General features: G+C 41.0%; 11 protein-coding genes. 3 read left to right on the top strand and 8 right to left on the bottom strand.

Annotated elements, in window-relative coordinates; genetic code table 11:
• The first annotated feature begins 346 nt into the window (after positions 1–346).
• From glf to EWE74_RS09715, 3 genes are read left to right on the top strand one after another with little or no spacing between them, the layout of a single operon-like run.
• Positions 347–1,486: a UDP-galactopyranose mutase gene (glf, locus tag EWE74_RS09725; protein ID WP_130141365.1), complete on the top strand. Its 1,140-nt coding sequence runs from the start codon at positions 347–349 to the stop codon at positions 1,484–1,486.
• A gap of 2 nt (positions 1,487–1,488) precedes the next feature.
• Positions 1,489–3,036: a polysaccharide biosynthesis protein gene (locus tag EWE74_RS09720; RefSeq protein ID WP_130141364.1), complete on the top strand. Its 1,548-nt coding sequence runs from the start codon at positions 1,489–1,491 to the stop codon at positions 3,034–3,036.
• Between the two features lie 5 nt (positions 3,037–3,041).
• The gene (locus EWE74_RS09715; RefSeq protein ID WP_206365196.1) at positions 3,042–3,881 is read left to right on the top strand and encodes a DUF4422 domain-containing protein; all 840 of its coding nucleotides are present in this window, start codon (positions 3,042–3,044) and stop codon (positions 3,879–3,881) included.
• On the opposite strand, the gene EWE74_RS09710 is transcribed toward EWE74_RS09715, so the two are convergent.
• From EWE74_RS09710 to EWE74_RS09675, 8 genes are read right to left on the bottom strand one after another with little or no spacing between them, the layout of a single operon-like run.
• Entirely contained in the window at positions 3,871–4,848 is a 978-nt protein-coding gene (locus EWE74_RS09710; RefSeq protein WP_130141363.1) for a glycosyltransferase family 2 protein, read from the bottom strand. The genes EWE74_RS09715 and EWE74_RS09710 overlap by 11 nt on opposite strands.
• Positions 4,849–4,857: 9 nt before the next feature.
• Positions 4,858–5,766, bottom strand: coding sequence for a glycosyltransferase family 2 protein (locus EWE74_RS09705; RefSeq protein ID WP_130141362.1), 909 nt, complete (start codon positions 5,764–5,766; stop codon positions 4,858–4,860).
• Entirely contained in the window at positions 5,747–6,373 is a 627-nt protein-coding gene (locus EWE74_RS21490; protein WP_130141361.1) for an acyltransferase, read from the bottom strand. The genes EWE74_RS09705 and EWE74_RS21490 overlap by 20 nt, the downstream gene beginning before the upstream one ends.
• A complete protein-coding gene (locus tag EWE74_RS09695; protein ID WP_130141360.1) occupies positions 6,363–7,511 on the bottom strand; it encodes a glycosyltransferase family 4 protein in 1,149 nt (382 codons plus the stop codon). The genes EWE74_RS21490 and EWE74_RS09695 overlap by 11 nt, the downstream gene beginning before the upstream one ends.
• A complete protein-coding gene (locus tag EWE74_RS09690) occupies positions 7,480–8,661 on the bottom strand; it encodes a glycosyltransferase (RefSeq protein WP_130141359.1) in 1,182 nt (393 codons plus the stop codon). The genes EWE74_RS09695 and EWE74_RS09690 overlap by 32 nt, the downstream gene beginning before the upstream one ends.
• A gap of 4 nt (positions 8,662–8,665) precedes the next feature.
• Positions 8,666–9,574 (bottom strand): glycosyltransferase family 2 protein, encoded by a 909-nt coding sequence (locus tag EWE74_RS09685; RefSeq protein WP_130141358.1) that lies wholly within the window; start codon positions 9,572–9,574, stop codon positions 8,666–8,668.
• Positions 9,555–10,958: an O-antigen ligase family protein gene (locus EWE74_RS09680; protein WP_165384682.1), complete on the bottom strand. Its 1,404-nt coding sequence runs from the start codon at positions 10,956–10,958 to the stop codon at positions 9,555–9,557. Before EWE74_RS09680 ends, EWE74_RS09685 begins: the two co-directional genes overlap by 20 nt.
• A gap of 60 nt (positions 10,959–11,018) precedes the next feature.
• Entirely contained in the window at positions 11,019–13,172 is a 2,154-nt protein-coding gene (locus tag EWE74_RS09675) for a GumC domain-containing protein (protein ID WP_130141356.1), read from the bottom strand.
• Between the last annotated feature and the right edge of the window lie 3 nt (positions 13,173–13,175).

Here is a 13,175-nt window from a genome sequence, read left to right as displayed (position 1 = left end):
GGAATCAAGACTTTTTTGTGGTACATTAAGTTTATTTTTTGGTGGAGAGAGTTTATTTTGTGGGGAATCAAGACTTTTTTGTGGTGCATTAAGTTTATTTTGTGGGGAAAAGGAGTTTTCTTTTTTCGAAATAATGAGCTGTAAAACTGTATTGAAATAGCTTTAAAGGGTGTTTTTTTAGTTAGAATACCCTTTCTGTTTAGGGTATATTTTTGCCCAAAAAAGAGGTGCGTTTTCGTGATGAATGATGGGTAATTTGAAAATTATTTTAATTTGTCATATCTTGAAGCATAAGAAATCAAACGAATGTCGGCATATTTGCTTTGAGATAAAATAGCGATAAAAAATGAAAAGGTATGACTATATCATTGTAGGCGCCGGCTTGTACGGTGCGACGTTTGCCTATATCATGAAACAAGCTGGTAAGAGATGTCTGGTGCTGGATAGAAGACCTTATACGGGTGGAAATATTTACTGCGAAGAAATTGAAGGGATCAACGTTCACAAGTATGGCGCTCATATATTCCATACCTCCAATAAAGAAGTGTGGGATTTTGTAAATGCGATCGTCGAATTCAACCGTTATACCAATTCACCGATCGCCAACTATAAAGGTCAGTATTTTAACCTGCCTTTTAACATGAATACGTTCTACCAGATGTGGGGGGTGAAAACCCCCGACGAAGCAAAGGTGAAAATCGAAGAGCAAAAGGCAGATGCCATGCGTAAAATGGCCGCTGAGGGAATAGAAAATCCCCGTAATCTGGAAGAACAGGCGCTAGCCTTGGTTGGCAAAGATATATACGAGAAACTCATAAAAGGATATACCGAAAAACAATGGGGGCGGCCATGTACCGAAATCCCTGCGTTTATCATCAAACGTCTGCCATTACGCTTTGTATATGATAATAATTACTTTAATGACAAATACCAAGGCATTCCCATCGGTGGTTATAACAAGCTGATTAACGGCTTGCTAGCGGGTGTTGAAGTGCGATGCGATGTAGATTTTCTAAAAGTTCGAAAAGAATATGAGGCCATGGGGGAGAAAATTTTATTTACGGGGGCGATCGATGAATTTTATGCTTATAAATTTGGTAAACTCGCCTACCGAACGATAAACTTTGAGCACGAAATTATCGACACCACGAACTGGCAAGGGAATGCGGTGGTGAATTATACCGAAGCAGAAATTCCCTATACGCGTATTATTGAGCACAAACATTTTGAAATGTTTGGTGAAGAGATAGAACAATGTCGGCGGACGGTCATCTCCAAAGAATATGCCACCGAGTGGAAAGCAGGAATGGAACCTTATTATCCGATAAACGATGATGAAAACAATGCGATATATGAAAAATATGAGCATTTGGCGGATCAAGAGAAAAAGTATATTTTTGGCGGGCGTTTGGCAGAATATAAATATTATGACATGGCTCCTATTGTTGAATTGGCGATCCAAAGAGCACATCATCTGTTATCATAGACATGAAAGCTAACGGCAGCCGTTCTTACCTAAGTTTCCTGAATGCCCGGGTCAATACCTTTTTTTTCCTTCTGACCTTATTTTTATCTTTTTTCTCCCGGAAAATTTTTATTGAATCTTTTGGGGCAGATTTTGTCGGTTTGAATGGTACCTTGGTAAATTTGCTTGATTTTTTAAATCTGGCTGAACTGGGGATTGGCGCGGCCGTCAGCGTTGCCTTATACCAACATATAATCCGGAAAGACGAAGAAGCTATTAAGGAGGTCATTGCTGTTTTTGGCTATTTTTACAGAATAGTAGGGTACTGTATTGTTGTTGGCGGTATCATCGTCGGTATTTTACTTCCGTTTATTTTTCCGGATCTCGAATTTCCGCTGTTACTGCTCTACAGTATTTACGTTGTCTATTTAACGAATGTGGTGATCGGGTATTTTGCGAACTATAAGCAGACGCTTTTAGGAGCAGATCAAAAAAACTACGTCGTCATCACGTATTTTCAAACCACCGCGATCCTAAAAACACTCCTGCAGATTGCGATCGCATACTACACGCAAAATTACTATCTGTGGATCGCGATAGAACTTGTGGCGGGCATATGCTATAGCGTATGTTTAAATAGAAAAATAAGGCAAGTTTATCCCTGGTTACAGACAGATATCAGGAAGGGTAAAGTGCTCCGGGCAAAATATCCGTTGATATTGCAGCAAGCGAAACGTCTGTTTGTCCATAAGATCGGCACGTTGGTACAAATACAGATCAAACCCCTACTTATTTATGGCTTTTTATCACTACAGATGGTGACCATTTACGGCAATTATAGTATCATCATCGATAAACTGTCGCAGCTCCTTTCTACGGTATTGGGAAGTACAGGAGCGGGGATCGGGCAGCTGGTCGCCGAGGGCAATACCAAGCACATTATTAGGATGTTCCACGAGCTCAATGCCATGCGCTATTTCTTAGCCGGCACGATTGTATTTTCCGTGGCTATATTAATGAACCCATTTGTGAGCATTTGGTTAGGAGCTTCTTATGTTCTGCCAACATCCACATTGATCATTATCCTCATGAATATGCTGATGCTCCAAACACGGGGAACCATCGACCAATTCCTATACGGGTACGGTCTTTTCCAGGATATCTGGGCGCCTATTGCAGAAAGTTTCATCAGTTTAGGGATTTCGTTAATAGGAGGGTACTATTGGGGGCTAAACGGCATATTGCTAGGCTCCACCGTAAGCCTATTTCTTATTGTGGTGCTGTGGAAGCCCCTTTTACTATACCGGAATGGATTTAAGCGTTCGGTCGGAAACTATTGGGTGACGATTTTAAAGTATTACGCGGTTATTGGACTGGCAGCTATTGTCTGCTATGAATTGATACATCTTGTGGATATGGATCTGCCCGGCACATTCTGGCAGTGGATTTTGTTTGCGTTATTGACGGTAAGCTTATTTATGACTGTTAACTTTCTGGGATACTACTTTCTATGCCCGGGGTTTCGCGCAGTTACACTTCGTATACTAAACCGGATACAATCGAAAAAATAAATTAAATGACCATGGAGGCCCCAACTATTAAAATATTGGTGTGTGCGCATAAGGAAACACCGCTACCGCAACACCCCGATTTATTGCCTATACAAGTGGGAAGTGCGCTGAGCACTCAGCGACTGGATATTGCCCACGATGATCAGGGCATCCATATTTCTTCCAAGAACCCTAATTACTGTGAACTAACGGCTCACTACTGGGCTTGGAAAAACCTAAAGAATGTGGATATTATAGGTCTAAATCACTATCGCCGGTATTTTGACTTTGACCGGAAATGGAAAGCTTTTTCGCCGGACCGAAGCTTTACGACAACAGCTGCTTTTATTAGCCAGCCGTTTCAATTGCCCGATCTGGCTCGATATTTAGCATCCTATGATATCATTCTTACGAAAAAGCGAAATCATCCCTATACTATCGAAACGATGTACTGTATCGAACATATAAAAGATGATTGGGAAATACTAAAAGCGGTCATAGCGGAAAAATACCCGGATTATCTACCGGCCTTTCGGAAGGTTACAGCGCAATCGAATAGCATGGCCAATTATAATATGTTTATCACATCATGGAAATATTTTGACGCATATTCCGCGTGGATATTTGGGATTCTGGAAGAAATGGAAAAGAGAGTGTTGCTATCACCTTACCCGATGCAAGCTCGGATATTTGGATATCTTTCAGAGAGACTGATTAATGTGTTTTGTGCGCATCATCGTTTAAAAATAATGCACGTACCGGTCATCATGCTGCTGGACGAGGTGCAAAAAGGGGATAATCCCGCGAATTGGAGATTTACATACCGGACACTAAAAAACGATTTTCGTTTCATGTTTAACCGGTAGGCTTGAACGGTTTTAGCATACGCTTGCACGCCAGTATTTTGTCGATTAACCAAAAGCAATGTTTTTCGGCAAGCCAGAATATCAGGCGATAATCTAGGCGGAAATGAAGATGACGCCATGATGTATTGCTTTCCGGATAAGTGTCTGCCCAGCGTTGATAATCTTGGTAAGCAGGATGAAGGAGAAAATCTTTTTTGACAATGAATTTTCTCTCATTGATCTCGTTAACTACATCCTTATAAAAATCCTTCTCGTGGCTATATCGCTCCACTTCCGCGATGGCGGCCAGTCTGTCTTCAATATTTTGTAGCGATAATTTGCTGTAACTATTGTTGTTGTATTGAACATAATAATACAAGGGGAGGTCTATGACGCTCAAGTTCTCTATAACAGAGAATAATTTGACACAAAAGATATAATCTTCGCCAACATTGATTGGCGGAAAATGGAAAAGGTGCTGAAATTTTTGATGAATCATAATTTTCACTAGGTAAGCACTTTGTTTTAGCGAAATAATATCCCGTAACCTTTGCATTTTATCAGTTGAAAATGACTCCACAAAAAGTTCTTTATGATCTGTGAAAACTTTATAATATTGGCAAATAGCAATATCGGGGTTGTTTTGTTGAATGTTTTCAACGAATTTCTCCACCATCTGTAAATCAACCCAATCATCGCTATCAATAAAGATAAAATAATCACCCGTCGCGTGCGCTAATAATGTATTTCGCGCCGAAGCGAGACCCACATTTTTGGAGTGGTCAATTCGATGATAAGCCGGTATTCTGGCAGGATAATGTGTTAAAGTCTGCTCTACTATTTCCATACTGTCGTCCGGCGTACAATCATTTACAAAAATATATTCAATGTTTTGGTAGGACTGTTCAAATAGAGACCGGGCACATTTTTCAATAAATGGTGCAACGCCGTAGACGGGAACAAGGATGCTTATTTTAGGGTAATACATAAAACGGATTTACTTTCTCTTAAAAAATAGCTTTAGTAAAGATCGTATTTGGATAACGTAAATGTACTGGCGGGGAATGGATTGAAGTATGGCAAGCTTATCTCGCCAGGGGAGAACGTATCCCCGCCAGATTGCTGCATTTAGCATTTGGCCTACAAAAGTTTTGATCGCCCGTACTTTTATCGCTTCCATCTTACCGGCCGCACTCATTAAAATACCCGCAACTGTGAAATATGCTTGCGCATCTTTTAACGTGTATGTAGAAGTGATAACCGAATTAGGACGGAGCCGACGGTGAAAAAAAGGCTTGGATAAAAAAGCTACTTTCTTTGCTTTACAATATAAAAGCGTCGTAAAAATATCATCTTCATGACGTATTGTCTCAAAGTAAAGTCCGTTCTTCTCCAGAAATGAAAAGCGGATAAAATTAAGCCATACAGGAACTCGATAACAATTTTTTTCAAGCTGTTCTGTAAACCATGCTATTCCCGCTTTTATGCCTTCGTCCAGATAATGCTTACGTTCATACGTTAATATATTTTGATAATTTTCACCAAAATTGATAGCATCAAAAAAGACAAAATCTACGTGTTGCTCTTCACATATCTGGAAGCACTCCCGTAAAGCTTCGCGATCCAGAATATCATCACTATCCATAAAATAAATATATTCGCCACGGGCATACTGTAAACCGTGATTGCGCGCGGCACCCTGACCAGCGTTCTCTTGTGAAAGCACTCTTATGCGCGAATCAGGAATAGTTTTAACAAGATGAAGACTGTTGTCGGTAGAACCATCATTTATGACAATTAACTCGAAGTCCATCAATGTCTGGTCAAGAATACTTTGGATAGCCTCCTTCACATATTTTTCGGTATTATATACCGGCATAATTACACTAACTTTCGGCTGCTTCATATTTTTTCCATTGCTGTTGTTCAAAATCCCATATTTTTATGGGGCGGGCCGGATTTCCGGCTACTACCGTATAGGGCTCAACATCTTTCGTGACGACCGATCCCGCTCCGACAACGGCATGTGTTCCGATGCTTATTCCTGGAAGAATAACGGCGTTTGCACCAATCCACACATTATCCGCAATATCAACTTGGGAGGTGCGTATTCCCTGGTCGGCAATTGGAAGATGGATATCTTCATAGTTGTGGTTTATCCCGGAAATGAGCACATGTTGCGCAATATTAACCTTATTCCCCATGACAACGGGTCCGATTATCGTACTCCCGATTCCTACACGCGTATCATCTCCAATAAGCATATCGCCAACCGCATTGTTTAGCACGGAAAAAGATTCGATGACAGATCGTGCCCCGATTACACAACGACGAAAGGGTACGATATCCCGGCGGGCACTATGATAAATTACCGAATGTCTGCCGCGCTTTATATAGAGAAATTGGAAAAATCGGATATACCAGCGTGGGCGCGTGCGCACCGGATGCATAATGAGCCAATGTAAAAAATGCTTGGCGCTCTTATTGTCGTACATATATGACCTAATTCCCATTTTTTTGCGCTAAAAGATCTTCATAAATTGCTAATGTCTGTGTTGCCGTGGCGTGCCATGTAAAATGTTTACTCCGTTTTAAGCCACCGGCTACCTTCTCCTGATATAAATCGGCGTCTCTTTCTAAAGACAACATTCCTTCCGCGATAGCCACCGGATTCAGCGGATCCACATAGATAGCCTGATCGGCTCCGATCTCCGGCATCGCCGAACGATTGGAGGTCACGACAGGTGTTCCGCATGACATAGCTTCTATTATCGGTAGCCCAAAGCTCTCTCGAATAGATGGATAGAGAAATCCGAATGCTTTGTTATAAATCTCGGCTAAGATATGGTGTGGTATGTATTCTTTAACGATCATAAACTCGCGGATGCTGCCTAAGTCCAGGTCGTTTAAAAGTCTGTCGACGTGTTGATGGGTTAAATCGACAAGGAGCAGCTTTTTCTTTTCCAGACTCTTTTGCAGGTAGCAGGCGTAGCCTTTCAGTGTGTTTTCGATGTTTTTCTTGGGGTCTGTATTCCCGAGGAGCAACCAATAGTTGCCTTTGTCAATATTTTTAAGGCAATCCGTCTCAAACTGTTCGATCAGCATAAAATTAGGGCTTACACCGTTGTATACGGTCGTCAGCTTATCTTTCAATTGGGCATAATGCTGCTGTATATTTTCTTTTTCAAAATAGGAAACCGTGATAACCCTATCGACCGATTTAAGAATGACCGGAACAACAAAGCGCCTATAAATACGGCCTAATCGTTGATAAAGTGACGTATTGCCCCCCATGCTTTTTTCCATGAAGATGATATCATGTAAAGTCAATACCAATGGAACAGGACAGTACATTGGAGCCGTGTTGGAGGTGCAATGTAATAAATCCGCTTTTGTTTGCCGCACTAACCGAGGTAGAAGAACTTGTTCCCATATCAGATAATTGCTGCTGGGGAGCACCAAAATCTTAAAATTATGGGTTTCCGCCAAACAACGATCTTCTCCCGGCCCTACCGCAATCACATAGGTGTTATGTTGGTCCAATGTCTGCAACGACCGGATGACTTCCAACGCTACGTAGTCCATCCCATGTTTGTTTTTACGGAATATTCGCTGTGCTTCAACGACGATTGTTTTCTGTCTTTTCTCCATGGGGGGTATGAATGAAGGTGTTTTTTGCCGTTCTGCTTTTTATGAGGCTTCGCAAAATGGTGATAAATATAGCAGGTAGCCTGAAAAGTGCCATCAAGGATCTTTTGTTATAGAAACGATTTGGCAAGGCTATCAGTAATGCAATTAGATAAGCAACATAAAGCCCTATCCATTTATAGGCCAGTGCGGGAAAAATAAATAGCAAAAGGATGGCTGTAATTGGTATTGCCCCTAATAAGACAATCCGAGGGGGGATAGACCATTGAATTAGTTTTACAAACAAAGGCCAATTTTTAGATTGTAAAACAGAAATGAACCGTTGAAATGTATAGGTAAATCTTTCTACCTGTGCGGCATTCCAGCGTTGTCGCTGATTTAAAAAATCGTTTTTGTGTTGAACTTTTTCGTCCAACACATACACATCTGGAAGATAAGCTGTAAATATCCGGTCTTCCAACAGATGATATTCCAGTTCCTTATCTTCTCCCATAGAATGGACTTTATGAATTTTGCTGTTAAACCAGTTTATGTCAAACACCATTCCCGAACCGATAAGTGCAGAAGGTAATCCTATGTTTACTTGCCCTAACCTAAAAATAGAATTATTAATTTCCTCACTGATACCGTCTAAGTACGCCATAGTGGTATTACTATTTTTAGCAATACGGTGCGCTTGGATAGATTTTAAACCGGTTGAAAATGCCCTGTCTATTTTTGTTAAAAAATCGGCATGCACCCAATTGTCGGCATCAAGGATAACCATCGCGTCAAACGTTTTATCCATGCTGTAGGCTGCCGCTAACTTCATTGCTTCGGCTTTGGAGCGATTGATATAATCCGGAAATAAGACTGTTACGTCCATATCCAGTAAAGCTGTATTGGTAGCATCATCCATCTGATCAGAAACGACGACGATCTCGTACATCGATGATGGATAATCTTGTTTCTTAAAAGTCGATATACTCTCCAAAATAACATTATCTTCTCTATACGCCGGAAAAACAACCAAATAGCGATGCTTTTGGAGAGAGGTTGGATAAAAGGTATATTTAGGTATTTTACTGCCAATCGAAAAGATAAGTAAGTATAATACCCATATCATAAACACCGCAAATAATACTTCTTCCAGTAATAATATAAAAAAAGACATAACGCTAACTATTGGCTCGTATTAACGAAATACCTGACAAAAATCCAGACCAAACGGAAACTACTTGTTGCCATTTCCCTTGAACTATAAATTTAAGCATTTTTAACGGACTGGCTATAGTCATAAGATAAAATATGGACAGCACACGTGTTGTGCCCCTCCGGTTTCTAAATGCAAACAATAAACGATTACGTGTGAGGTAGAAGGTCTTTAGTGGTGAATCTATTCCTGTGCTGACACTTTCCTTATGATATATATACGCATCGGGATAATAATAAAGTTTATACGACGTTGAAATCTGACAAGACCAGTCTAACTCTTCATAATATAAAAAATATAATTCGGGCATCGACCCGACATGTTCGATAACACGGCGCGGTACAAACATTGCAGCCCCATGCATATAGGGAATTTCCTGAAGGGTATTATATTGGCCGCGATCCTGTTCCTTATAGCCAATTTGCTTATTGCGTAGGGTAATCATACTCAGCGGCGTGCTTCCGGCAAATTGGATAAGATCCGAAGGACTGTTGTACATGATCTTAGGCGACAGTCCGCCAACTTGGGGATGATGCCGACAAAAGTCAAACATAGCTGCTAGCTGATCATCGGCCTCCTCGGGCAATAGCGTATCATTGTTTAAAAAGTAGAGGTATTCTCCGTGAGCAAGGTCTATTCCCAAATTGTTGCCCCCGGCAAAGCCAAGATTTTTTGTGTGATATTTTCCCTGTATTTCGGGATATTTGATCCGTAACGCTTCAAATTCATTGCTGTTCGAACCGTTGTCGATCACGATCACTTCATAAGAAAACGAGAAGTTCTTCGTGAAAATAGATTTCAACAGGTCGGCCGTATGCTGTATGCCATTGTAATTAACCGTAATGAAAGATATATCAACGTATGGTGTACTCATTGTTTTTACGATTCTCTAAATAAGGAGAAAGCATCACGATAGCCATTAAAATATAGACCGTTTGTCCGGTCGGAAATTGGTGTAAGACTTCATTTCCATAGCCAGCGGCCATCATACCCGCGATACCAGCAGAGGCCGCACTGGTCAAAGCCCGAATCATAGGGTCTTTTAGCCGCTTCCATATATAATACAAACTTATAACCAAGCAGCTAAGCCACAAAAATAAATAGATTATCAAGCCAATGATCCCGGTTTCTACCCAGATAAAAACAAAAGATGTGTCTGTTGGCAGGTCATATAGGAGATCTCCGTCTACGGTATGTTTGGCTGCGCCAATCCCAAGACCAATCGGATAATCGCCCATGAATTCCCGCATCTTCGCCTGATTTTCTTGACGTATGTTGTAGGACGCATCTTTACTAAATTGAAACGCGGTGCGCATCCGCCGAATATCGGCATTGCTATTGCCGATGGTGGTAAAGGCAAAAAATCCAAATATAGTGATGAACGTCACCGCGCCCGCTAAGATGAATTGCCAACGTCGAAGTGAAATAATATAGAACGCAAATCCGACAAAAGGGATGGCCATCGCCGATCGTGTGCCCGAAATAAACATACCATACAGGGTCAAAATAGCAACTATGATGTAATATGTTTTTAACGATCGAGATTTCTCGTTTAGCGCCAGAATCGAAAATACGACTGTCGCTAGCCCCATATGACAGCCGAAATTAGCGGCATCGGTAAAAAAAGAAAAATAGCGTATACCGCTATAAATAACATGGGTTGATTCACCAACAGTATATAGCCAAATCATTTCGCTGGTATCAAAACCGATGATTTTTTGGCCGATAGCCTTTAGCGCGGCCAACAAACATAAGGTTGCCCAGAACAACAAAAAGTGGTTAACCCTGCCAACACTTTTGAAAATATAATAGCTTAAAAATTGGAATAAACTGATATGGAGTGCAATACTTCTAATGGTAACTAACCAGTTTTCCAAGGTTCCGGCAGGGTTAAAGACGCTGACGAGACAGTATACGGTCCAGGCAACTGTTATCAGGAAAAAAAAAGGTAATTTGAAATGAGGATGATAGTTGCGGTAAATATGATTGATGGTGATAACTAGAAAATTAAATAATATGATCATGTCGACTACCAGCCCGCTGGGTATGGGGAGTGGGGTATAGCGTTGCACGCCCATGATAAAGAAACACACCGTAAATAGAAAAAGGAAACTTACATAGGGATATTTGATGCAGATAAGCAAAAAGCAGAAAAGAAGGGGGAGCAGGGCGAAACCTAAAGCGGGCATTAATCCACCTGAAACAGCCAGAAAAGCAATCAATAAACATGCACCGACAACGATGGTTTTCAACCACATGTGGTTTAATATTCCTATATTATTTAACGGGCGAAGTTTAAGCATATGAAAAATCGGATGCTAAGCCTTTGAGGCCGTTAGGCCTAATTGAGAAAATTTATATTCAATTTTTCTAAATAACGAATGTGGTGGTAGCATGCCGGTAAAAGTTTCTATCGAAAGCCTATCCGCGTTAATTAGGCATAGGAGCAGCGGAACATCACCCGTGCGTTGTGCCAAATCTTTATAGATTTCCTGATCTTCTTCTTTCCAGGCTGATTGTGCATTCAGAATTAACATATTCACGGAAGCCCGCTCTAGATAGATGGTGGGGATGGGTACGTCAGCGATATTGGTGTGCTTCACCAGAACTAGATCGCTGGCTTTTTCAACCACCTGATCAATCAGTTTGCCCGTCATCAAAAAGTCTCTCGATCGGGAATTGAAATCAACCCCCTCTTCCAATACCTCTACTTTTAGTCCTATGGTTTGCCAGTACTCCCGCACGGCATATATTAATGCACGGCTATCAATATCAGGATCCAGCTGCAGTATATTCATAAAATTATAGGCATTGGTGGTACTTATATAACCGAAAACCTGATTTGCAAGAGCTTGTGAGGCTGCCTGTTCAATAACATGTTGATAGCGTCCTTTTCCTTTTCCCGGAAAAGCGCCGATGACTGTTCCATTCGTAATACGTTCAGTCCGGAATTTATCACGCAGGGTACGGTCCAGAAGCTCGAGCACGAGCAAAAGGCCCAATAAAAATGCAATTGTGCCAAAATAGGAGCCCGCAACCAACATTTTACGCTTGGTCGGCTTGGCATTGAGCGGAAAGTCAGGCGGATTGATCACTTTTAACGTGGCAGAGTTCATTTCGATACTTTTTAACCGTAGTCGTGCCTCATTCAAACTCCTAAGGATCGAAAGATAATTTTGCTCGGTAAAGTTGATGCTTCGTTCCTGCCGTTTTAGTAAGGAACCAATTGGGGAGTAGTGTGAATACATCTCATCCAATTCATCCTTAAAGGCATTGATAACCTCAATTTCCGCATTCGCCTGTTCTAACTTCAAAAGTTCATCAACCCATTGTGTTACATAATTCGCATTCGGATAACCATTCCGGGTATATTTCTGACGGGAATATTGTTCGATAAACACACGGAAATCCTTTTCTTGATTTTGCAGGTTGGATTTAAGACGATTAAGCGTAGGGTCACTTTCTGCCATGTAAGTGGAGTCTGGCCGGTAGGATTCGATCTGTGAAATGGAATAGTTAAGATCGGAAATTTGACGCATTTTGTTCAGAAACTCCGCATTATTCTTGATGCTTTTTAAATTTTCATCTATACCCAGTTCTAATTGATTGACAGCTGCCTGAGCACGGTCACGTGCAGAAAGCGCATCTTGCTTCCGTACCTCATAATCCCTATCCAATATCGTGATGGCTTCCGTTTGCTTATCGTAGTGGATGACACGGTTTTGTACGTTGAATTGGGTCAATGAATCTTCCTTCAAATATAGTTCGCGCCCGGTTCTAGCCAATTCTTGCTCAAAGTATTTAATCACGTTATTGGTATTCCCATATTGTAAGGTTCTATACTCATCGGCGAAAACCTCGCTCAGTATTTCTAATGTCTGATAGGTAATGCCTGGATCGTTATTTTCATAGGTCAAATACAGGATATCACTGTTATCCAGGGGTGTGATCTTGATACTCTCTAATGCGCCATAGCTAAAATAAGGGTGGTTCCAGTTAAGAAGGCCGTACACGAAATTGTCTCGGTCCATTTGGATATAGTTCTTGAGATTCTCGACGGTTTGTTCTTCCGATGTTTTGTCAATCAGGGCAAGCACCGATTTGGGAACGATACGTGTCAGCTTCCGAAAATGGCGACTGGATATATAGATGTTGTCCTTATTCAAGTTTCCATTGATCATCGTTCTGGCAAAGAGACGTAACGATACCACGTGTAAAGTCTCTTTGGATTTAATGGTATTAATGACATTCACTAGCGAATTTTTTAAAATATTCCAATCCTGCTGTGTGGTCTGCGAAATATCATTGCCATTGGTCGAGATGATACCCGTATAGATTGTCATATCTACTTCATATTGATGATCGATCTCCCTTGTCATGTAAATAACGATAGAAACAATAAGCAGAGGCAATAGGAGTAACCACCATTTGAATCTATATAACGTTTTAAAGATGTAGATAAAAATACCCATCGT

The organism is Sphingobacterium corticibacterium, from assembly GCF_004208525.1.
In the GTDB taxonomy this organism is placed as follows: Bacteria; Bacteroidota; Bacteroidia; order Sphingobacteriales; family Sphingobacteriaceae; genus Sphingobacterium; species Sphingobacterium corticibacterium.
The sequence above is the reverse complement of the archived record's forward strand: the minus strand, read 5'-3'. Positions and strand labels throughout refer to the sequence as shown.